Here is a 22,999-nt window from a genome sequence, read left to right as displayed (position 1 = left end):
GTCGCTCATTTATGGGGATTATCCATGAGTCACACAAGCACTAAACACCCGGCACAACAGCTCAAACCCGCGGTATTCACTCCTCAATCCATTGCCAAAACCCGCCCATCCAGATTGGCAGGCTGCACCCTGGCAGGCCTGCTGACCCTGATGTCTTCGGCGGCACAGGCCGACAATGGCGTGATGATGCAGTATTTCCAGTGGTATACGCCAAATGACGGCAGCCTGTGGACCCAGGTGGCCCAGGAGGCGCCCAATCTCGCCGCAGCCGGCATTACCGCGCTGTGGTTGCCACCGGCCTACAAGGGCGCATCCGGGGCCGCCGATGTGGGTTACGGGGTCTATGACATGTATGACCTGGGTGAATTCAATCAAAAGGGCAGCATACGCACCAAGTACGGCACCAAGGATGAGTACCTGGAGGCCATCAACAGCGCCCATGCCAATGGCCTGCAGATCTACGGCGATGTGGTGTTCAACCACAGGGGCGGCGCCGATGCCACCGAGTCGGTGCAGGCGGTAAGGGTCGACTGGAACGATCGCAATCGCGAATATGGCAGCGATGTGCAGATAGATGCCTGGACCGATTTTAACTTTGCCGGTCGCAACAACGCTTACTCCAGCTTCAAGTGGCACTGGTACCATTTCGATGGCGTCGACTGGGCCCAGAACCTCAATGAAAGCGCCATCTTCAAATTCCGCGGCATAGGTAAGGCCTGGGATTGGGAAGTGGACGGCAACAACGGCAACTATGACTACCTGATGTTTGCCGATCTCGACATGGATCACCCGGAGGTCGTGGATGAGCTTAAGCACTGGGGCGATTGGTACGTGAATTTCACCGGTGTCGATGGCTTCCGCCTTGATGCGGTAAAACACATCAAATTCAGCTTCTTCAGCGATTGGCTCGACAGCGTCCGCAGCAGCACCGGCAAACCCTTGTTTACCGTGGGCGAGTATTGGAGTTACAACAAGGAAGAACTGCACAACTACATCACAGCCACCGGTGGTCGCATGTCCTTGTTTGACGCGCCGCTGCACATGAATTTCCATCAGGCCTCCATCAGCGGTGGCAATTACAATATGGCGACCCTGATGGACAACACCCTGATGAAGGAGCAGCCAAGTCTGGCGGTCACTCTGGTGGAAAACCACGATACCCAGCCCTGCCAGGCGCTGGAATCCCGGGTGCAGGATTGGTTCAAACCCCTGGCCTATGCCTTTATCCTGCTGCGGGAGGAAGGTTACCCCAATATTTTCTACGCCGATTATTACGGTGCCAACTACACCAGCTCAGACAACAACTGCAATAACAGTAACATAGTGATCGCCTCCCAGAAGGCCAAACTCGATGTGCTGTTGCAGGCACGGCAACAATATGCCCATGGCCCGCAGCTGAGTTATCTGGATCACCATGACATCATTGGCTGGACCCGTTTGGGTGACGCCAGTCATCCCCAGGCCATGGCGGTCATCATGAGCGATGGCCCGGGAGGCAGCAAATGGATGAATGTGGGTCGGACAAACAAAAGCTTTACCGATATCAGCGGTAACCAGAGCGCAACCGTGGTCAGCAACGGCGATGGTTGGGCGGAATTCCCGGTCAACGGCGGCTCCTACTCAGTCTGGGTCGAACAGCCCGCTGTACAGGTCAACTTCAGTTGCGGCAACGGTATCACCCAATGGGGTGAGAATGTCGCCGCCGTTGGCAATACCGATGTGTTGGGCAACTGGGATCCCGCCAAGGCAGTGGTGCTGTCGGCAACGGATTACCCCACCTGGAAAGGCACCATTGGCGTACCGGCCAATAGCCGGATTGAGTGGAAATGCATCAAGGTCAACAATGGCCAGGTGGTGTGGCAAAGCGGTGCCAACAACATCTTCACCTCTCCCGCCAGTGGCACAGGCAGCACCTCGGGGACATTCTGACCTGGGCTCCCGTCAGCCCGGACCTGAGTTGCACTGAATCTGTATTGACCGGGCTTCATACCCTGAGGCCCGCTTTAATCCTCTATCCAGCCAAGGCCCCAGCCCAATCGACTTTGGGATGGGGCCTCTTCATGCTAGACTCCCTCGCCTCAGATCCACCAAGAAGAGCATAATGATCCAATCCCCCTGCGTGGCCCGTTGCGGTCTGAACTATGATGATTACTGTATGGGCTGCATGCGCCACATAGACGAAATCGTCGCCTGGAGTCAGGCCAGCGATGAACAGAAACAGGCGATTATTGCTGCCCTGCCCGCCCGGCGCGAACACCTCAGCGGTGAAAACAGCCAGAGTCTGAGCCGGGCCAAGTGGCTGGAAGCCGAGGCCAGGTTGGCCAAATAATCAAGTTGCCAAGGGGTCAAGTTGCCAAGCGGTCAAGATGGCGGTTGCAGCGCCTCAAAATAGATAGTTCAATGTCACCCCGGCGAAGCGTTCCTCGGGCTTTATCACCGGCGTCAGCAGCCAGCGCTCGCCGCCATAGGCGCCCACCGCAGCCCCCAAACTGTTAACCGCAATATCCAGCCAGGACACTTCATGGCCCTTGGCTTTATCGGCCACTTCCCCCAGGATCCCAATGCCGGTCGCAACCCCAAATCCCAACCAGGCTCTGTGCTCGGTTTGGCCATAGTGATCGGCTATCACCATGGTCCCCAACGCCATGGCTGCACCGCCGGCGAAATGGCTCAACTCACTGTTGATGCTGTCGTTGGCCCACCCCCTGCTCAGGGGCAAGAGGCATAAAATCAGGACGGTTACCGCAAAACGACGATAGTTCATATGCTCTTCCCCGCGCGAATACCCAAACCGTTACTTTCAGCCTAGGCTGCCACAGGCAATTGGCAAGCCGGCCCGGGCCCCGGCTCAAGCCCATACAAAAAAAGGCCGCTGAGACAGCGACCTTGATTCGATTCAGCCTCAATACTATTGCGGCTTTGCTGCGGCGGCCCGGCTCAAGGCCAGGGTGTGCCTGAGCAGCGCTATATCGCCGTTGTCACCGTGACCGGGCACCACCCTTGCGGCCCCGGGATAGCGGCTCAGCAGGGCTTCGATACTGTCCGGCCAGGCAGGGACATCGCCGTCAGCGGTATTGCCCATGGATTGGGTCTCCAGGCTGCGTACCAGGCAGCCACCGAACAGGGTTTTCTGCCCCGGCAGCCAGGCCACCAGGTTATCCAGACTGTGACCGGCACCGGGGAAAAACGCCTCAACCCGGCCATGGAACAGCAACTGGGGGCCGGCATCCAGGCTGTGACTTGCCTGCACCTTACCATTTTCGGCCAGTAAGCGATTGGTATGGGCCGATGCAAAGGTGGCCACGCCGGCGGCATTGAGCGCGGCCAGGCCACCGGCCCTGTCCTCGTGCCAGTGGGTCGACAAACTGCCTTCCAGGATAAAATCGCGCGCTTTCAGCCAGGCCAGCAGCTGCTCCGTGTCTTCATTGCCCCAAGGGGTGTCAATCAGGAAGGCTTTTTTGCCCTCCACCAGCAAAAGTCCATTGGCACTGACCCGGCCAAACCCCTTCACCGTCTGGAATGATTGGTGCTGATACAGACCGGGCTCCAGTTCGGTCAGGGTCAGGTTTTCGGCCCCGGCATTGGCCGCGGACAGGCACAGGGCCAACAGGGCCAAACCTAAGCGTTTGAAACCTGGATGTTTGAAACTTGGGCGGGATATCAGTGAACGCATGCAAACTCCTTTTCAGTGAAAAAAAATGCCGATCCAGAGGATCGGCATTCTATCAGACCTCAGTGCCTCAGTTGGCTTCGGCCAACAGGCTGTTGTTGTTACCGTTATGGCTGTGGTGAGTGTCGGTCAGACGACGCATCAGCGGCAATACGGCCAGCGCGATAAAGGTACAGACCAGGGCTGCCATGCCCAGCTTGTTGAACAAACTGGTGTAGATGGGCAGGGTTTGCAGCGGATCGGTCAGGCCCTGGGGCACACTGGCGAAGTTGGCCACCACACCACCCAGGTACTGGGAAATGCCCGAGGCCACGAAGTAAGCGCCCATCATAAAGCCGCCCATGCGCTCGGGCACATAGCGGGCGATCATAGCCAGACCCAAACCACTCACCAGCAGTTCGCCCAGTGAATAGGCGCCGTAGCCACCTATCATCACCCAGGATGAGGTCTTGCCATTCACGGCAAACTCACCGGCGATACCATAGATGAAGAAACCGGCTGCCACCACGGCAAAACCCAGGGCAAACTTGGCGGCGATGGACAGGTCTTTGTTATTGCGACCGGCGGTGGCATAGACCCAGGCCAGCACGGGGCTCAGCAGCATGATCCAAATGGGGTTCAAGGCCTGGAACTGGGCCGGAGACCAGGTCCACAGGTGGGCACCAAACATCTGGAAGTCCCAGTCAACGTTACGCAGGGCGAACAGTGCCAGGGAGGTGGACATTTGCTGGTAGAAAATAAAGAAGAATACCGTCTGCACCGTCAGTACCAGGGCGGCAATCAGACCGGCGCGCTCACTGACTTCACTGGTGCGGATAAGGTGAGCAAAAATCGCCAATACGCAGACACCGGCACCGTAGACGAATACCCGCGCCACATCCTCGTATTCCAGGATAAAGGCCGAGGCCACCACCGACAGGGCCGCCAGACCCAGCACAGCCGCCAGCTTTTTCATTTCCACCGGACGGGAGTCGGGCTCCGAGCCGTAGGCATCCAGGGTGTGACGCATCACCATGTAGTTGGCCAGGCCCACCAGCAAGCCAACGCAGCACACGGCGAAGGCAGCATGCCAGCCGAACTCGTTGCCATAGGTGGCGTTGACATAGTCCTTGATCCAGGGTGTCAGCAGCATGGAGAAGGTGGAACCCACGTTCACTGCCATGTAGTAGATGGTGAAGGCAGAGTCGATTTTGGAATCGTCGCCGTCGTAAATCTTGCGTACCAGGTTACCGGCATTGGGCTTGAACAGGCCGTTACCCACCACGATAACGCCGAGGGCGGAGAACAGGAACCAGGTGTTTTCGGTGGGCACTGTCATCAGGGCGTAGCCCAGTGACAGGATAGCGGCACCAATCAGCATGGTGCGCTTGGTGCCGAGGATCTTGTCACCAACCCAACCGCCGATGGCGGGTGACACATAAATCAAGGCCGCACAGGCGCTCCATACCAGGTTGGCGCGGCTGTCTTCAAAGCCCAGACGCTGCACCATGAAGTACACGATAAGCGCCTGCATGCCGTAAAAGCCAAAACGTTCCCACAATTCGATGAGCGATACGGTCATAAATGACCGGGTCTGACTCACCTGAGGTTTCCCTAAAGTCATAAGCTTGCTTCCATCTTGATTAAAATTATTGTTCGCCGAGTATATGTGGGCGGCTTTAACAAACCAATCCCCCCACGCAAGGTTACAGATTTAGTTACAAATTCAGTGCCGTGGTTCCACAAGTGAGCACAAAAAAAGCGCCCTTGGGCGCTTTTTGACAATAACCGGGCATCAACCCTTTTTGGCCATCATGGCCTTGAGATCCGCAAAGGGATTGAAGGTGGCGGCCTCCTGTTTGGCCTCCTGGGTACCGCCGTAACGGATCAGCTCTTCAAAACGGGAATGCTCATTGTCGTGGCAATAGAGACACAGGAGTTCCCAGTTGGAGCCATCGGGCGGGTTGTTGTCGTGGTTGTGGTCCTTGTGATGCACCGTCAGCTCCGACAGGTTCTTGTGGGTAAACTCACGGGCACAGCGGCCACAGATCCAGGGATACAACTTGAGGGCCTTTTCACGATAGCCACCCTCACGCTTTTCGCGGTACTCACGCTCAGCGGCCAGTACCTTGTCCAACTTACTTTGGGTCATTGCTTTTCTCTGTCAAACGGCGTCGCCTGCGGGGCAACGCCTATCGGTGTATCTGCCTCTAGCATACCGCCACCGCGAACGGCACACCAGTGGCTCAGTGAGTGGAAATCCCTGCGGTCAGGTTAAAGCGCATGGCCTCTTCAAAGCTCCAGTTCACCGGCAGCAGATCTTCACGGCGCACCAAACTGGTGACCCCAGCCATCTGGTAGGACAGTTGAAACAGCACGGGTACCCAGTCCCCTTCCGGCAAGGCATCTTGCAGTGGTTTTGGCGGCGCATCGGTCATGATAAAGCCCACCACGTAGCCGCCGTTGGCTTGCCTGACCAGCACCACCTGCTGGGACTTGGGCTTGCCGTCACGGTTCATCAGTGAGGCAATATCGCGGATGCTGCCATAGACGGACTTGAACAGCGGAAAGCGCATCAGGGCGCGTTCAATCTTGCCCCACAGCCAGGTGAAGGGGCTGACGGAAAACAGCAGACCGGCGGCAAAAATCAGTGCCACCACCAGCAAAAATCCCTCGCCGATAAAGGCGGGGTGGATGGCCACCAGCTCCAGCAGCACATTGCCCAGGCCATCGAGGGATTCAAACAGGGACCAGAACAGCCACAGGCTCAACGCCATGGGCAACAGATTCATTAAACCGCGGGTCAGGGTACGCTTCATGGGATGCTCTTGAGTAAAGGTCTTGTATAACTGTCTTGGGGTGCAGGCCTGGTTTGCATTCGGAAGTGGCACCATACCGGGCTGCGATAATAGCATGAATGCCATGTGGTGCCAGCCGGCACTCACCGACCGGTAAACAAAAGCGACAACGCCGGGCAAGCCCGGCGTTGTTGTGTGCAGCAGCAATCAGAGGTGCAGATCCCGCTCCATGTCCTCGTAGGAAGCATGGCGCACGTCCTTGCCTTTCACGTAATAGATGATGTATTCGCAGACGTTTTTACAGCGATCGCCGACCCGCTCCACCGCACGGGCGGCCCAAAGCACGTCCAGCACACCGGGGATGGAACGGGGATCTTCCATCATATAGGTCATCAGCTGGCGGATAATGCCCTCGTATTCCTTGTCCAGACGGGCGTCTTCCTTGTGCAGTTCAAAAGCGGCATCGGCATCCATACGGGCCAGGGCATCGAGGGTGGCATGCAGCATACGGGTGGCGTGACGGCCCATGCTTTCGATGCTCACCAGCAGGGGTTGCTGGTTATTGTTGCGCTTCTCCAGTGCCGCCTTGGCGATACGCACGCAGGCATCACCTATGCGCTCCAGATCGGCAATGGTCTTGGAGATGGCTATGATAAGACGCAGGTCGCTGGCAGCCGGTTGGCGCTTGGCGATAATGCGGGTGCATTCCTCGTCAATGGACACTTCCATGCTGTTGACCTTGTGATCGCCGTCGATCACCTTTTTCGCCAGCTCGGCGTCCAGGCTGCCCAGGGCATCCAGCGCCTGCTCCAGCTGGCGTTCCACCAGCCCGCCCATGGCGAGAACCCGGTTGCGTATGTCCTCAAGCTCAGCGTTGAACTGACCGGAGATATGCTTGTTGGTGCTTAACTTGTCCATTGATATTCAAACCCTTGCTGATTCTCGGGTGACCGGCGGCATTAGCCGTAACGGCCGGTGATATAGTCTTCGGTCTTGCGCTTGGCCGGTGTGGTGAAGATGGTGTTGGTATCGGCATATTCCACCAGCTCGCCCATGTACATGAAGGCGGTCTGATCAGACACCCTGGCCGCCTGCTGCATGTTGTGGGTCACTATCACCACAGTGTACTGGGCCTTGAGTTCGGTGATCAGTTCCTCGATGGTCAGGGTCGAGATGGGATCCAGTGCCGAGGTGGGCTCATCGAGCAGCAAGACTTCGGGCTCAATGGCGATGGCACGTGCAATCACCAGACGTTGCTGCTGACCACCGGACAGGCCGAAGGCGTTGTCGTGCAAACGGTCTTTCACCTCGTCCCAAATGGCGGCGCCGCGCAGTGAACGCTCACAGGCCTCGTCCAGTTCACGACGATTGTTGAGGCCCTGGAGGCGCAGACCGTAAACCACGTTTTCGTAGATGGACTTGGGGAACGGATTGGGGCGCTGGAACACCATGCCCACGTTGCGGCGCAGGGCCGCCACGTCCACCTTCTTGTCGTAGATGTTCTGGCCGTGCAGCAGGATTTCACCGCTGATGTTGCAGTTGTCCACCAGGTCGTTCATGCGGTTGATGCAGCGCAGCAGGGTCGATTTACCACAGCCGCTGGGGCCGATGAAGGCAGTGACCTTCTTCTTGGGGATCTTCATCGACACGTCGAACAGCGCCTGCTTGTCGCCATAACGCAAATCCAGGTTGCGGATCTCCAACGCGGTTTCTGCCTCGGGCAGGTTTACCAGATCCAGAGTGTCATTTTTCATAACTGAACTGTCTATCGAAATCATATTCTGTACCAATTGTCAGGATAAGCGCGGCAATCTTAATGCTCAAGGGAGCGATACTTTTCACGCAGGTGGTTGCGGACACTGATGGCGGTAAGGTTCAATGCCACGATCACAGACACCAGCAGGAAGGAAGTGGCGTACACCAGGGGCCGCGCCGCCTCCACGTTGGGGCTTTGGAAGCCCACATCATAAATATGGAAACCCAGGTGCATGAACTTGCGTTCCAGATGCACAAAGGGGAAGTTCATGTCGATGGGCAGGGTCGGTGCCAGTTTCACCACACCCACCAGCATCAGCGGTGCCACCTCACCGGCGGCGCGGGCCACCGCCAGGATAAGCCCCGTCATGATGGCCGGGCTCGCCATGGGGATCACGATACGCCACAGGGTTTCGGCCTTGGTGGCACCCAGGGCCAGACTGCCCTGGCGCACGGCGCTCGGAATACGGGACAGACCTTCCTCGGTGGACACTATCACCACAGGCAAAGTCAAAATCGCCAGGGTCAGGGCCGACCAAATCACCCCGGGAGAGCCGAAGGTGGGCGATGGCAGCGCCTCGGGGAAGAACAGCTGATCCAGTGAGCCCCCCAGCATGTAAACGAAGAAGCCCAGACCAAACACACCGTAAACAATGGACGGCACACCGGCCAGATTGATCACCGCGATGCGGATCATCTTGGTGATGGGGCCTTTCTTGGCATATTCGTGCAGGTAAATGGCGGCCACAACACCAAAGGGGGTCACTATCACCGCCATCAGCAGCACCATGAACACTGTGCCGAAAATCGCCGGGAATACCCCACCCTCGGTGTTGGCTTCACGGGGATCGTCGCTGACGAAATTACCCACGCCTGCGAACCAGGCCAGCAGACGGCCGCCAAGGCCCAGACGGTTGGCATAGGTCACGTGCAGCACGGTATCGAGCTTGAGGCTGACCTCTTCACCGCGCATGTCGCGCACTATCACGGCATCACGGCCGGCATCGTCACGCAGGGAGAAGAGTTCCTTTTCCAGCACCAGGTACTTGTCCTGCAGCGCTTTGCGCTCGGCGGTCAGTTCCAGCTTACGACTGTCGGTCAACTCGTTATTGAGCTCAAAACCCCGCTCCTTCAGGCGCAGGCGCTCCAGCTGATAGTTGATTGCGCCTATGTCTTTCTTCTGCAACTGTTCGGCACGCTTGGACAGGGCCACGGCGCGGTCAATGTGCTGCTGCAGCGAGGTTTCCACATCGCTCAGTTCCAGGCGCTGACCGTTTTCAATCACGGCCACAGGATAACCGTAGAAGTTGCCGTTCTTGGAGCGCTCCAACACCGCCACGTCCGCCGGCGTGCTGCGACTGACTATGTCGGTTTCCAATATCCAGCGGAAATCCAGCCCCACGAACTCACGGTTACCTGTCTTGACCAGATAACGGGTCACGAACTCACCTGGAGGCGTCACAAACTCGGCACCGGCGGCCAGCAGGCGCTCGGATGGCACCACTTCGCTATCATAAATCTCGCCGATAAGCACGGACTCGGCGCCCTTGGCATCCTTGAGTTTCCACTCATAGATATCGGCCGGCCAGAAGTAGGACAGACCACGCCAGGCAATCAGCAGCAACAGGCCCAGCACGGCTATCAGGCTCAGGCTGACGGCACCGCCTGTCATCCAGATCCAGGGCGAACCCGATTTGAACCACTTACCCATGACGGCCTTCCCTCAATGCAGACAAAAATTCAAACATGTGCAATCCCCAGGTTACAGCGAGCTGTAACGTTCACGCAGCCGCTGCCTTACCACTTCGGCTACCGTGTTGAAAATAAAGGTAAAGATAAAGAGTACGAAGGCTGCCAGGAACAGCACACGGTAGTGGGAGCTGCCGATGGCCGATTCGGGCATTTCCACCGCAATGTTCGCCGCCAGGGTACGCATACCCTCGAATACGCTCCACTCCATGATGGCGGTGTTACCCGTGGCCATCAGTACTATCATGGTCTCGCCCACGGCACGGCCAAGGCCCATCATTACCGCCGAGAAAATCCCCGGACTGGCGGTCAGCAGTACCACCCGGGTCAGGGTTTGCCAGGGGGTGGCACCCAGAGCCAGACTGCCGTTGGACAGATGGCGCGGCACTGAGAAGATGGCATCTTCGGCAATGGAGAAGATGGTCGGGATCACCGCAAAGCCCATGGCAATACCCACCACCAAGGCATTGCGCTGGTCGAAGGTAATACCCAGCTCATGGGTGATAAACAGTCGGGTGTCGCCACCGAACAGGGCCACTTCCAGCATGGGGCTGAATTCAAAGGCCAGCCAGCCCACCAGCAGTATCACAGGGATCAGCATCAGCTCCTGGTACACCTCGGGCAAACGCTGCTTCCAGCGACCGGGCAACTTGCTCCAGCCAAAGGCGCTCAGCAATATGCTCACCGGCAAGAGGATAAGCAGCAGCACTATACCCGGCAGATGGTCTTCCACCAGCGGCGCCAGCCACAGACCGGCAAGAAAGCCCAGGATCACGGTCGGCAGGGCTTCCATGATCTCAATGGTGGGTTTCACCAGGGCGCGCACCTTGGGCGACATGAAATAGGCGGTATAGATGGCGCCGGCTATGGCCAAAGGTACGGCGAACAGCATGGCATACAGGGCCGCCTTTATGGTCCCGAACGCCAGCGGCATCAGGCTCAACTTGGCTTCAAAGTCATCGGAACCCGAAGTGGACTGCCACACATAGGCAGGTTCGGGATAGCCCTCGTACCACACCTTGGTCCACAGGGCACTCCAGGACACTTCGGGGTGGGCGTTGGATACCGCAAACAGGTGCAGCTTGTTGCCGGCATCCACCACCAGGGCATTGGAACGGGGACTGAAGCCCATGGCCTTTGGCTGGGCGATATCAAAGGTTTCACTCAGCAGCTCGCGCTCACTGGTGGTGTACAGCAGGGTCAGCTTGCCGCTGTCACTGACGGTGGCAAAGCTCTTGCGATAAAACTCGCTGGCCAGGGTATCTACCTTGCCCAGCCCCTTGAATTCACGGATTTCACGGTACAGACGGCCCTTTTCGCCGTTGACCTGGAAATATTGCGCCACATCGCCATTGTCATAACCGAGCAAGATGGAGCTGGCACCGGCCAGCAGGCGCATACGGGTCAGGGCCAGTTTGCCCCGCTCGGCATCAATCACCTGCAACAGACTCGGGCTGTCGGCATCACGGATGTCGTAAACGTAGACCTTGGAGCCCGCCTGCAGCATCAACTGGCGTTGATCCGGGGTCATCAGGGCGCTGTTGACCTTGGCCGGGGCATCGTCGAGCACAGCATTGCTGGCGCTCCACTCCACTTCCTCGGTCAGCAGGTTCTCTTCCCCTTCAAGGTGGGTCAGACGCCATTTGCCGGCGCCGCTGCGATAGGCAAAGGTCATCTGGTTGTTGGCCAAACCAAAGGCCAGTTGGTCCAGACTGCCACCGGCTTCATCCACTTGAATGGCGCCATCGGCATTGAGGGCCCTGAGTTTGGGGGTGATAAGCCTTTTGCCCTCGGCGGGATAGGTCACACCAAACTCCACCCGGTACAGCAATGCCTGACCGTTGGACAGACCCAGGGCAAACTTTTGCTCTGCGGCCGTGGCCACGGCACTGCTCACCACTGTCACACCTTCCGGCAAGTCAGGCACATGGGACTCAATCAGGCTGCCATCGGCCACGCGCAGGAAGTCCACTTCACCGGCAATTGATACCCGATAGGCAATTTCATTCTGCTCGTCGCTGCCCACCATCAGGGCCGCGGCGCGATTGTCAGGGTAGCTCATGTTGGCTTTGGGGCTGACTTCGGCACCATCAAAGATGGGTTTCACTACGTAAAGCAGATAAAAGAAGATCAGCAGCAGGGCCACGAAGACCATGATGCCGCCTATGCTCACCCCTATCTGGGTCGCCTTGTCTTTGAAGGCCCGGCGGCTGTTACCCTTTGCCACCAGGAAATTGGCCATAGCCTTGGGCTCAGTGACCTGACTGTCCATTGATAACCTCTGTTGAAAAGCTTGCGCTTTTTTTCACTGTGATTGGCTACGATGCCGTGTTAACTATAAGCTTAAAGCAGCCATCCCATTGATGGATGCGCAGATTATATGACGCAAAAATGACAGTTGTGTTACATCCCCTGAATTTCCGGCAGCCGAGTTAACGCCCAAACCGAGGAGAATTTTGCCATGCTGCGATACCTGATCACCCTGCAGGCCCCCGACAGAACCGGCCTGGTGGAACAGATAGCCCATGCCGTCAGCCGCCACGGCGGTAATTGGCTGGATTCGGAGCTCAGGCACATTGACGGCATCTTTGCCGCCATACTCCTGCTGGAGCTGCCATCCCAGCAATGGGAGGAGCTGATTGAAAATCTCGAGTGCATAGACGGCCTCACCCTCACCTATGCCCGCACCTCTGTGGCCAAGAAGCCCGCCCTGAGGCGCAGTTACAGCCTGGTGGCCTACGACAGACCCGGACTGGTACTGGATATCTCCAACAAGATCACCGCCCTTGGGATCAATATTGAGCAGTTCTCCAGCCAGTATGAGAGCGCCAGTCACACGGGGGTTGCCCTGTTCCGCGCCACCTTCTCCCTGGGGCTCGACAATCAGGACCAGGAAGCCCGGCTGACCGAATCCCTGTACCGAATCGGGGACGATGTGGTGCTCGACAAACTCGGCCGTTAACGCCCCTTTCCGGCTTGGCAGCCGCTCTCAATCCGAAAGCGGCTCAGTCCTGCAGCGGCTGCTGATGCCTGGATTTCACCAGGTAACGCAGCGGCACCTGGGACACCAGCATACCCAGCAGCATCAGGCCGCAGCCCACCAGGGCCCGGCCGTCGAGTTGCTCATCCAGCAGCCACACACCGCCTATGGCAGCGAACACGGTTTCCAGGCTGAGGATGATGGCCGCATGGGCCGGATGGGCATGCTTTTGCGCCAGCACCTGCAGGGTATAGGCCACCCCCACCGAAATCAGCCCCGAATAGGCCAGCGCCTGCCAGCCACCGATAACGCCACTCCAACTGGTGGTTTCCAAAACCACAGACACCAGGGCGCTGAGCAGGGCACAGACGAAAAATTGCAGGCAGGCCAGCAGCACAGGCGCATGGCGGCGGGCGAAATGATCTATGGCCAGAATATGCACGGCCCAGAACAGGGCACCGATCAGCTGCAGTCCATCCCCCAGGCCAATGCTGAGGCCATCACGGATACTCAGGAGATACAGGCCCACCAAGGCCAGGACACAACCGGCCCAGGTGTTGCTGCCGGTCTTGTGTTTAAGCGCCAGGCCCAGCACGGGCACCAGCACTATATAGAGACCTGTGATAAAACCGGCGTTGGCGGCCGTGGTGTACAGCAGCCCCACCTGCTGCAGCGAAGCGCCGATAAACAGCAGACCACCGCAGAGCAGCGCCCCCCGCCACAGGCCGTCGGTCGTCAGGGTCAAACTGCCTCTTTGTTTCAGCCACCAAATCAGCGGCACCAGGCTCAGAGCGCCAATGAAAAACCTGATGCCATTAAAGGCAAAGGGTGCCAGATGGTCCATTCCCAGCCGCTGGGCCACAAACCCCAGGCCCCAGATCACCGCCGCCACCAACAACATCAGATTTGCCACAGACTTCCCCTTGAAATTCAAAACCCTCACATTACCCCAAGGCTCACACCTCAGGCAATGGCTGCACCGGAGCGCCAGGACATTTCGCTGCGAATACCCATGGGCTCAGGCTAAAAAGCAGGATAAAAAAAGGGCGCCACAAGGGCGCCAAAAGCACATAACGACAGAAAGGAACTTTTACTATTGGACCCCGGCTAACTGCCGGGGCCGGATATTTTTCGCGGCTCAGGGCTCAGGCACAGGCCTCGGGTGAGATAGCAGCAAGCTCGCCGGGCGCCCACAACCAGGCGGCTCCGCGGACACCGGAGGAGGCACCGTGGTGGTTTTTCAATACCGGCGTGGCACACTCGCCCCCCAACACATATTTTGGCAACAGCGCCGGCAGCCGCTGGTAAATCAGGTCAATATTGGACACCCCACCGCCCAGCACTATGGCATCCGGGTCGAGGGTATTGATGACCTGGGCCAGGGCCCGGGCCAGACGATCAATAAAGCGCTCAAATGCCGCCCCGGCCAGTGCATCACCCTCGGCCATTCTGGCCACAATTTCGATACCGCTTGTGGCTTCGCCGCCATGGGCGCGGAAATCCCGCACAAAGCCGGTGCCCGAAACAAAGGTTTCTATGCAATCGGCATTGCCGCAGAAACAACGGGTGGAATTGAACTCCTCCGCCGTCATCCAGGGCAAGGGATTGTGTCCCCATTCGCCACCAATGCCATTGCCACCGGCATGGGCCTTGTGGGAAATGGCAATACCGCCGCCGCAGCCTGTGCCGAGGATAACGCCAAATACCAGCGCCTTGCCCGCACCTGCGCCATCCACGGCTTCCGACACGGCGAAACAATTGGCGTCGTTGGCAATGCGCACCTCGCGGCCCAGCATGGCACCGAGATCTTTGTCCATGGGCTGACCATTGATCCAGGTGGCATTGCAGTTTTTCACCTTGCCGGACAGGGACGACACCACGCCCGGAATACCTATGCCTATGCTGGCGCGCTGCCCAGTCTCGGCTTCGGCTTCCTTAACCAGTTCAACCACTGCCGCCAGGGTCCCGGGGTAATCCCGGGGGGTGGGGCGACGTTTGCGGAATACCTCGACTCCGGCACCATCGAGCATCACAAGTTCAATCTTGGTGCCGCCCAAGTCAATTCCAATCCGGTACATAACACTCTCCAACTCAGTCTGTTATCGGGCAGCCGCAGGTCACTGGCCCTGGGCTGCAGCAATGGCATCGCAATCCAGGCGCACGGCCTCACTGTTACTGCCGGCTTCTATGGCGATCCTGGCCAGGGTCAAGGTGCCGCCCTGGCTCAGGGTCAGGGTCATGGGGCTCAGCACCTGAGCCAGTTCATTGGCGCCCAATGCCAGGCAACGAAGCGGCATTTCAAACTGGCGCCACTGGCCATCGGCCCGGGTGTGTCCGGCAATATCAACTGCCCGGCCACAGCTCTTTTCGCAGGCCATCGACAGTGTCAGCGCTCCGCCCTCGGGCAGGGATTGCAGCGCCATGGAGAAGCTCAGCACCGCCGTTTGCGGATCAAAACGTCGCAGGTCCATGGGAAAATCGTCGCGGAAACTCAAGGTCGCCGGCGCACCTAAGCTGAAGCGCCGGGCATCTTCCTGTACCTGCCAGTTCACGCTGCGCACCGACAGAGCGTCCTGCTGCCAAATCCCGCCGCTTACGCTGTGCAGCTTTTTCCCGTCGCTCACCGTCAGGCGCCAGGGAGCCTTGATGGCGAGGTCAAAAATCGGCAGCCTTGCCGGTGCGGCATTGAGCTTATTTTGCAGCTCATCAAGCTTGGCAAGCTGACGCGGGTTGGCGTATGCCAGTCCCTCTCCCTGCGCAAACAAGGGTTCGGAATCCCGCTTGGCGTAACCGTCATCAAAGGGAGTCGCCGGCCAGGGAAACGGCAAGCGGCCGCTGAAATCAAAGCCGGGCTTGCCATCCTGAGTGGCGAGCAAAACATCGGCCACCCCTGCCCCCTCGGTGCCCGGCAGCCAGGCAGCAACAAAGGCGTCGGAAAGGTTGATTTCCGGGTTCATCCACAATGGCCTGCCGGACAGGAACACGGACACCAGAGGCAGTCCTGTTCCCTTAGTGGTCTTGATCGCTTTGATGGCCCTGAGCATGGCGAGATCCCGCTTGTCGCCGCGCTGGTATTCGAGGTTGTCCCGATCGCCATTGCCCTCGGCATAGGGGTCTTCACCGTACACAGCCAAAACCAGATCCGGCTCAAAACCCTCGGGGATTGTGCCATCGACACTGAGTCTGGCCTCACCACCACCCGCCTTGAGACCGGCCACCAAGCCGGCGAAGATGGAGGTCGCGCCGGGGAAATCCTGGTTCTGCACTTCGGTGCCCTGCCAGGTCATGCTCCAGCCGCCTGACTGTTTGGGGATATTGTCGGCCCCATCGCCTATCACCAACACCCTGGCATTGGCGGCTATCGGCAGCGTTTGGTCGTTGTTCTTCAGCAATACCAGAGACTGGCGTACGGCTTGTCGGGCCAATGCTCTGTGGGCCTCACTGCCAATCTGCTGCTGTTCACCGGCCAACAAGCGTTTTGCCGGTGAAGGCGCATCAAACAAACCACCACGGATTTTCACCCTGAGAATGCGCCTTACCGCATCGTCGAGCCGCGCCGCCGGAATGTCGCCCGACTGTGCCTGAGCCAAGGTATTGTCATACAGGGGTTTCCAGGCATCACCGGGCGCCATCAGTATATCGACACCGGCATTGATGGCTGCCGGGCAGGATGTGCCATCACAACCGGGTACAAAGGCGTGACCGAGCCAGTCCCCGACCACCAGGCCATCGAAGCCAAGACGGTTCTTCAGCACCTCGGTCAGCAGATAGCGGCTGCCGTGGAGTTTCTCGCCGTTCCAACTGTTGAACGAGGCCATGACCGTCTGCACCCCGGCCGCCACCGCGCCCACGTATCCCTGGGCATGGCGCTCAATCAGGGTTTGCTCGTCGATGCGGGTATCACCGCGGTCATTGCCATCCTGGGTACCACCATCACCGATGAAGTGTTTCACCGTGGCTATGGTGTGGTTTCCCTGCAACCAGGTGGCGTCACCCACCTTGCCCTGCATGCCTTCAACAAAGGCATGGCCATAGTCGCGGATAAGCTGGGGATCCCTGGCATAGCCTTCATAGCTGCGCCCCCAGCGCAGGTCTTCCACCATGGCGACCGTGGGCGCAAACACCCAATCTATGCCGGTGGCGCGCACCTCTTTGGCGGTTGCCCGGGCGATGTCGGCAATCAAGCCGGGATCCCGGGCGGCCCCCAAACCAATATTGTGTGGAAACAGGGTGGCACCGAACACATTGCCATGGCCGTGAACCGCATCCGTGCCCCAGATAGGCGGAATGGCAATGCCATCCTCGCTGCTGTCCATGGCGGCCTGATGCAGCTTGTCTGCCAGCGCCACCCAATCGGCGGCCGTGGCCCTGGTATTGTTGCCGGGGAAAGCGCCACCACCGTTAAGATAAGAGCCAAAGCCATAGCGGCGCATGTCTTCCACGGTGAAATCGCGGATCTCGGGTTGGATCACCTGGGCCACTTTCTGCGCCACTGTCATGGTCGACAGCAGGGCGTCGATACGCGCTTCAAGGGCGGCATCGGGCGTAAATGGGGATACCTTGGCGGGCCAACGCTCCAGCTGCAGCGAGTCTTGCATTGTGTCCGCCAACAGCGGTGCCGATGCCCCCAATGACAGGGCGAGCAACAGGGAAATTCGATTCAGTTTCATTTTGCAGCCTCTTCGCGGGGCACCGAGCCCTTGAGGCCGTAAAAGACTATGTAGAGGTAACATATTACCGGCAACACATAGGACGCCGACAATCCCACCGCATCGGCCAACAGTCCCTGCATCAGCGGCACCACGGCACCGCCGACAATGGCAAGGCAAAGGATACCGGAGCCTTGGGCCGTGGCTCGTCCCAGGCCCTTCAGCGCCAGGCTGAAAATGGTGGGGAACATGATGGAGTTACATAAACCCACCGCCAACATGGCCCACATGGCAAGCTGACCATTTCCGCTCATTGCCAAAATCACCAGCAAGGCAGCTACCCCGGCATTGAAGCCCAGCACCTTTCCGGGCGAGAGTTTCTGCATCACGGCTGCACCGATAAAACGGCCCACCATGGCGCCGCCCCAATAAAAGGCGATGTAGTTGGCCGCGTCGGCTTCCTTGAGTCCGGCGACATGGGCTTCACCCATGAAACTCACCAGCAAACTGCCAATGGCCACCTCGCCGCCCACGTACATAAAGATAGCGAGGGCACCAAGCACCAGATGACGGTGGGATAAGGCGCTGCGTACAGGCGCCGCGACCTCATCTTCCTGATCATGGATGTGGGGTAATTTCAGCAAAGCAAACACCGCCGCCAGCACAATCAGCATGCCGCAAAGCAACAGATAGGGCAGTTTGACAGCATCGGCTTCCGCCTCGGCGGAGGCGCCGACGGCGACCGACAGGATCAGCACCGAGCCAAAGGCAGGCGCTATGGTGGTGCCAAGGGAGTTAAAGGCCTGGGTCAACGTCAGTCGGCTCGAAGCTGTGTCCACCGGCCCCAGCGCAGTGACATAGGGATTGGCCGCCACTTGCAGCACAGTAATGCCGCTGGCCAGCACAAACAGCGCCCCCAGAAACACGCTGTAAGTCGCCGACACCGCCGCCGGATAAAACAGGCCACAGCCCAGTGCCGCGGTTAACAGCCCCACCACTATGCCCTTCTGGTATCCCAGGCGTTTGACCAGAACCCCGGCCGGCACAGACACCAGAAAGTAGGCGCCGAAGAAGCAAAACTGGATCAGCATGGCCTGGGTGTAATTAAGTGAAAATACCGCCTTGAGGTGCGGGATCAGAATGTCGTTGAGACAGGTGATAAAACCCCACATAAAAAACAGTGTGGTCAGAGATCCGAGTGCAAAACGGAAGGTTTCTCCCGCTGCCGGGACGGCAACGCCGCCTGTGCTGGAAATGGGTGTCGCGGCCATCTTTTCTCCCCTTGAATGACACTGTGGCTTGTCGGTCCACCAGGTGGCTTGGGCACCTTGGCATTGACCTTTGTTTCATCTGCCACTAGATTAATGTAAGCGCTTTCATTTTTAACATCGGCTTTACTAATGTCAACAAATTTTACCCCCGGAAATGTGCCTCGATGCCGGGATTGACCACCAGGAAACAACAACCATGACACAGATCCCCCCTTTCAAACTGCCGGCTGACTCGCCCATGATGAGCGATAACTTCTTGTTTGGCGTGGCAACAGCGTCCTTCCAGATAGAAGGGGCGGCCGACAGTCGCCTGCCCTGTATCTGGGATACCTTTTGTGCCACTGCGGGCAAAATTGCCGACGGCTCCGACGGCAGCGTCGCCTGCGATCATGTGCGCCTGTGGCGTGACGATGTGGATCTGATTGATAACCTGGGGGTCGATGCCTACCGACTGTCGGTGTCCTGGGGCCGGGTGATGCACGCCGATGGCAGCGTCAACCGGGACGGCATGGCCTTCTACATTGACCTGCTCGATGAACTTAACCGCCGTGGCATCAAGCCCTTTGTGACCTTGTACCACTGGGATCTACCCCAATACCTGGAAGACAAAGGCGGCTGGCTGAACCGGGATACGGCCCATGCCTTTGCCCATTACGTGCGGGCCGTGGCACTGGCCTTTGGTGACAGGGTATATGCCTACTCGACACTCAATGAACCCTTCTGCAGTGCGTTTCTCGGTTACGAAACCGGCATACATGCCCCCGGCCACCAAAGCCGGGCCATGGGACGCTCTGCCGCCCATCATTTATTGCTCGGCCATGGTCTGGCGATGGCTGAACTCAGGCAACTGGCTCCCAAGGCGCTGGCGGGCATAGTGCTGAACTTCGGTCCGGCCTATCCCCAAAGCGATTGCGAGGCCGATACCCGCGCCGCCCAACTGGCCCATGAGTATTTCAATCTCTGGTACCTGCAACCCTTGATGGAAGGACGTTACCCGGACATCATGGAGGCGTTGGCAAGCGATGAACGTCCGCCCATAGAGGACGGCGATATGGCTATCATCAGTGCGCCACTGGACTATCTGGGGATAAACTATTACACCCGTAATGTGTACCGTGCCGGTGGCGATCTGGGCTTTGAAGAGGTCCGCATTGAGGGGGTACCCCGCACCGCCATGGGCTGGGAAATAGTGCCGGCGGCACTGACCGACCTGCTGGTGTCACTCAATAAGGCCTTTACCCTGCCGCCGATTTTCATCACGGAGAACGGTGCGGCCGAAGATGACAAGTTGGTGGACGGCGCAGTCCACGATCCCATGCGCCTGGATTACTTGCAAACGCACCTGCTGGCGGTGGACGCCGCCATCCGCGACGGAGTCGATATCCGCGGGTATTTTGCCTGGAGCTTGATGGACAATTTTGAATGGGCCGAGGGCTATAACAAACGCTTTGGGCTGGTGTATGTGGATTATCAGAGCCAGGCAAGGGTGCTCAAATCCAGTGCCCAGGCATACCGTGGCCTGATGACACAAAAACGTGCATCATTAACCAAATAGCCCGGGAGGCAGCATGTTAAGCGTCAGAGAGAAAGTCGCCTACGGGCTCGGCGATACCGCCAGCAACATCATATTCCAGACGGTTATGCTGTTTCTGACCTTCTTTTACACCGATATCTTTGGCATATCGGCGGCCTTTGTCGGCACCATGTTCCTGGCGGTGCGGGTGATGGATGCGGTCACCGATCCCCTGATGGGCTACCTGGCCGATCGCACCCAAAGCCGCTGGGGGCGCTACCGCCCCTACCTGCTGTGGTTTGCCTTCCCCTTTGGCGCCATCAGCGTGCTGGCCTTTACCACCCCGGACTTCAGTCAAAGCGGCAAGGAACTCTATGCCCTGCTGACCTACGCCCTGCTGATGCTGGCCTATACCGCCATCAATATTCCCTACTGTGCCCTGGGGGCGACCCTGACCACGGATCCGGCCGAGCGGGTGTCGGTACAGACCTATCGCTTTGTGTTTGCCATGCTTGGCGGTTTGATGGTGAGCGCCCTCACCCTGCCCCTGGTGGACTGGTTTGGCAACGGGGATAAGGCCAAGGGTTATCAATTGACCATGCTCGCCATGAGCATAGTGGGCACCCTGATGTTTCTTGCCTGCTTTGCCGGTACCCGTGAGCGGGACCGAAAGGTGGAAGATTCAGGCAGCAATCTCAAGCTCGCCATGAAGGCCCTGTGGGCCAATGATCAATGGCGGGTCTTGTCGGCGGCGGCCATCTTTTTGCTGACCGGCATAGTGCTCAAAACCACCCTTGCCATCTACTACGTTAAATATTTCCTCAATCAGGGGGAGATGATCAGCGTCTTCGTGACCACTGGGGTTATCGGCAATTTGTTTGGCATGGCACTGGCCAAGTGGTTGTCCGATCGCATGTGCAAGGTCAAGGCCTATATCCGCTTGCAGTTGGCGGCGGCAGTGCTGTGCAGCCTGGCCTGGTTCGTGCCGGCCGCGGATTATATTCCGGCATTGCTGCTGTACGGGGCCTGGAACTTCACCATCAACATGGGCACACCGCTGCTGTGGGCCAAAATGGCCGATACCGTGGACTATGGACAATATAAAACAGGCATCAGAACCACGGGCCTGGTGTACTCTTCGGTGATTTTCTTCATCAAGATGGGCCTGGCCATTGGCGGAGCCCTGGCCGGTTGGTTGCTGGCGGCCTATGGCTACCAGGCCGATCAGGCCCAATCTGAGCAAACCTTGTCCGGGATCCTGCTCTGTTTCACCTTCTACCCGGCAATAGGTTCGGTGCTGGTTGCCTTTGTCATGAGACGATATACACTGAACGGCCAAAGGGTTGCTGAAATACACCAGGCTCTGGAGCAGCAATCAAGCGCATAAAGATCCAAGGAAAGTCAGCCTTATGGCCACAATTTACGACGTCTCCTTTCTGGCGGGGGTTTCTCTGGCCACAGTGTCCCGGGTGGTAAACAACACCGGCAAGGTCAGCGACAAGACCCGTCAAAAGGTCATGGATGCCATGGAGCAGCTGGACTACAGGCCCAATACCATAGCTCAGTCCCTGGCCTCCAACCGTTCCAACAGCGTGGGGGTGTTGGTATCGCAACTGGACGGTCCCTTTTACGGCCCCATGATGCGGGAAGTGGAGTCCGTGTTGCGGGCGGCAAACAAGCATGTGATCATCGCCGCCGGCCACAGCGATGAGGCCCAGGAAAAAGATGCCGTCGAGTTTCTGCTCTCAAGGGGATGTGACGCACTGATCGTGGATGCGGAAATCGTCAGCAATGACTATCTGGTGCAGCTGTGCCGGGGAAAGACCCCTGTGGTGCTGATCAATCGCATGGTGGATGGCATTGCCGAATACTGTGTCCATCTGGACAACCTCAGGGGGGGCTATCTGGCCAGCCGCTTTGTGTTGGATGCCGGGCACCGCCAGGTGGCCTACATTTCCGGCCCCCTGTTCAAACTTGATGCCCGTGAGCGTCTGCAGGGTCACAAGCAGGCGCTGGCGGAAAAAGGCATTCCCTTCGATGAGGCCCTGTTCCATGAGGGCAACTTTATCGAGGAAGGCGGCTATGAAGGCATGGCCAAACTGTTGGACAGCGGCAAGCCGTTCACGGCCGTGGTCTGCGCCAACGATCAGATGGCCTCGGGTGCCATTGCCCTGTGCCTGGAGCGCGGCCTGCGGGTGCCTGAAGATATTTCCTTTGTGGGCTTCGACAACATCCCCTTCCCCCGTTATATCTCCCCCAAACTGACCACGGTTACCAACCCCATCCAGTCCATGGGCAAGATGGCCGCCAACTGGGTATTGCAGCAGGTGTACGATTGCCGCGATGCCGTGTTCAACCACAAATTTGAACCCGAACTTGTGGTGCGTGATTCGGTGGCCAAGCTGAGCTGAACGGCGTTGCAACTCATTAAAGCGAGGATTTTCTTCCTCGCTTTTTTTATTTTCATTTTCACATTAAATCAAAACATTAAGTCCGAATAAGCAAGGGCTAATGCAACATATATTAAACATTTACCAACAAGATGATTGACATCAAATTGACCTTACCCTACTTTATGTAAGCGCTTACATTTGTGCTGGCAGCGGTTGTGGTATGCCGGCGTAAAAGCAGGCTA

At 58.1% G+C, this 22,999-nt stretch carries 19 protein-coding genes; 6 read left to right on the top strand and 13 right to left on the bottom strand.

The window, feature by feature from the left end; all coding sequences use genetic code 11:
* The first annotated feature begins 24 nt into the window (after positions 1-24).
* The gene (amyS, locus tag JYB84_RS05940; protein WP_228290897.1) at positions 25-1,929 is read left to right on the top strand and encodes an alpha-amylase; all 1,905 of its coding nucleotides are present in this window, start codon (positions 25-27) and stop codon (positions 1,927-1,929) included.
* A 175-nt stretch (positions 1,930-2,104) separates the two neighbouring features.
* The gene (locus JYB84_RS05935; protein ID WP_207323122.1) at positions 2,105-2,329 is read left to right on the top strand and encodes a DUF1289 domain-containing protein; all 225 of its coding nucleotides are present in this window, start codon (positions 2,105-2,107) and stop codon (positions 2,327-2,329) included.
* Positions 2,330-2,383: 54 nt separating this feature from the next.
* Here JYB84_RS05935 and JYB84_RS05930 read toward each other — a convergent pair whose 3' ends face one another.
* The 9 genes from JYB84_RS05930 to JYB84_RS05890 form a co-directional block, all read right to left on the bottom strand.
* Positions 2,384-2,764 (bottom strand): hypothetical protein, encoded by a 381-nt coding sequence (locus tag JYB84_RS05930; RefSeq protein WP_207322506.1) that lies wholly within the window; start codon positions 2,762-2,764, stop codon positions 2,384-2,386.
* 144 nt (positions 2,765-2,908) lie between these two features.
* Positions 2,909-3,673 (bottom strand): subclass B1 metallo-beta-lactamase, encoded by a 765-nt coding sequence (gene bla, locus JYB84_RS05925; RefSeq protein ID WP_207322505.1) that lies wholly within the window; start codon positions 3,671-3,673, stop codon positions 2,909-2,911.
* A 67-nt stretch (positions 3,674-3,740) separates the two neighbouring features.
* Positions 3,741-5,273, bottom strand: a complete 1,533-nt coding sequence (locus JYB84_RS05920; RefSeq protein WP_207322504.1) for a peptide MFS transporter — start codon at positions 5,271-5,273, stop codon at positions 3,741-3,743.
* 171 nt (positions 5,274-5,444) lie between these two features.
* A complete protein-coding gene (locus tag JYB84_RS05915; RefSeq protein ID WP_207322503.1) occupies positions 5,445-5,801 on the bottom strand; it encodes a YajD family HNH nuclease in 357 nt (118 codons plus the stop codon).
* Positions 5,802-5,895: 94 nt separating this feature from the next.
* Positions 5,896-6,468: a DUF502 domain-containing protein gene (locus JYB84_RS05910; protein ID WP_207322502.1), complete on the bottom strand. Its 573-nt coding sequence runs from the start codon at positions 6,466-6,468 to the stop codon at positions 5,896-5,898.
* 186 nt (positions 6,469-6,654) lie between these two features.
* Positions 6,655-7,365: a phosphate signaling complex protein PhoU gene (gene phoU, locus JYB84_RS05905; RefSeq protein WP_207322501.1), complete on the bottom strand. Its 711-nt coding sequence runs from the start codon at positions 7,363-7,365 to the stop codon at positions 6,655-6,657.
* A gap of 41 nt (positions 7,366-7,406) precedes the next feature.
* Positions 7,407-8,225: a phosphate ABC transporter ATP-binding protein PstB gene (gene pstB / locus JYB84_RS05900; protein WP_207322500.1), complete on the bottom strand. Its 819-nt coding sequence runs from the start codon at positions 8,223-8,225 to the stop codon at positions 7,407-7,409.
* Between the two features lie 35 nt (positions 8,226-8,260).
* Entirely contained in the window at positions 8,261-9,913 is a 1,653-nt protein-coding gene (gene pstA / locus JYB84_RS05895) for a phosphate ABC transporter permease PstA (protein WP_207322499.1), read from the bottom strand.
* 51 nt (positions 9,914-9,964) lie between these two features.
* Positions 9,965-12,223, bottom strand: coding sequence for an ABC transporter permease subunit (locus tag JYB84_RS05890; protein WP_207322498.1), 2,259 nt, complete (start codon positions 12,221-12,223; stop codon positions 9,965-9,967).
* 189 nt (positions 12,224-12,412) lie between these two features.
* On the opposite strand from JYB84_RS05890, the gene JYB84_RS05885 reads away from it, so the two are divergent.
* Complete coding sequence (locus JYB84_RS05885) at positions 12,413-12,913, top strand: glycine cleavage system protein R (protein ID WP_207322497.1); 501 nt, start codon at positions 12,413-12,415, stop codon at positions 12,911-12,913.
* Between the two features lie 43 nt (positions 12,914-12,956).
* Here the strand turns inward: JYB84_RS05885 and JYB84_RS05880 are convergent, their stop codons facing one another.
* The 4 genes from JYB84_RS05880 to JYB84_RS05865 all read right to left on the bottom strand — a co-directional run bounded on the left by JYB84_RS05880 (position 12,957) and on the right by JYB84_RS05865 (position 18,851).
* Positions 12,957-13,832: a DMT family transporter gene (locus JYB84_RS05880; protein ID WP_207323121.1), complete on the bottom strand. Its 876-nt coding sequence runs from the start codon at positions 13,830-13,832 to the stop codon at positions 12,957-12,959.
* A 244-nt stretch (positions 13,833-14,076) separates the two neighbouring features.
* Entirely contained in the window at positions 14,077-15,009 is a 933-nt protein-coding gene (mak, locus tag JYB84_RS05875; protein ID WP_207322496.1) for a fructokinase, read from the bottom strand.
* Between the two features lie 39 nt (positions 15,010-15,048).
* Positions 15,049-17,601, bottom strand: coding sequence for a glycoside hydrolase family 3 protein (locus JYB84_RS05870; protein ID WP_207322495.1), 2,553 nt, complete (start codon positions 17,599-17,601; stop codon positions 15,049-15,051).
* The gene (locus JYB84_RS05865) at positions 17,598-18,851 is read right to left on the bottom strand and encodes a sugar MFS transporter (RefSeq protein ID WP_207322494.1); all 1,254 of its coding nucleotides are present in this window, start codon (positions 18,849-18,851) and stop codon (positions 17,598-17,600) included. The genes JYB84_RS05870 and JYB84_RS05865 overlap by 4 nt, the downstream gene beginning before the upstream one ends.
* A 196-nt stretch (positions 18,852-19,047) precedes the next feature.
* On the opposite strand from JYB84_RS05865, the gene JYB84_RS05860 reads away from it, so the two are divergent.
* From JYB84_RS05860 to JYB84_RS05850, 3 genes are read left to right on the top strand one after another with little or no spacing between them, the layout of a single operon-like run.
* Entirely contained in the window at positions 19,048-20,406 is a 1,359-nt protein-coding gene (locus JYB84_RS05860) for a GH1 family beta-glucosidase (protein WP_207322493.1), read from the top strand.
* A 13-nt stretch (positions 20,407-20,419) separates the two neighbouring features.
* The gene (locus JYB84_RS05855) at positions 20,420-21,751 is read left to right on the top strand and encodes a glycoside-pentoside-hexuronide (GPH):cation symporter (protein ID WP_207322492.1); all 1,332 of its coding nucleotides are present in this window, start codon (positions 20,420-20,422) and stop codon (positions 21,749-21,751) included.
* 22 nt (positions 21,752-21,773) lie between these two features.
* Positions 21,774-22,775, top strand: coding sequence for a LacI family DNA-binding transcriptional regulator (locus JYB84_RS05850; protein ID WP_207322491.1), 1,002 nt, complete (start codon positions 21,774-21,776; stop codon positions 22,773-22,775).
* Positions 22,776-22,999 lie beyond the last annotated feature (224 nt).

Origin of the sequence: Shewanella cyperi (genome assembly GCF_017354985.1) — a bacterium.
In the GTDB taxonomy this organism is placed as follows: domain Bacteria; phylum Pseudomonadota; class Gammaproteobacteria; order Enterobacterales; family Shewanellaceae; genus Shewanella; species Shewanella cyperi.
Note: the sequence above shows the minus strand (reverse complement) of the source record. Positions and strands in the feature narration are given on the sequence as shown.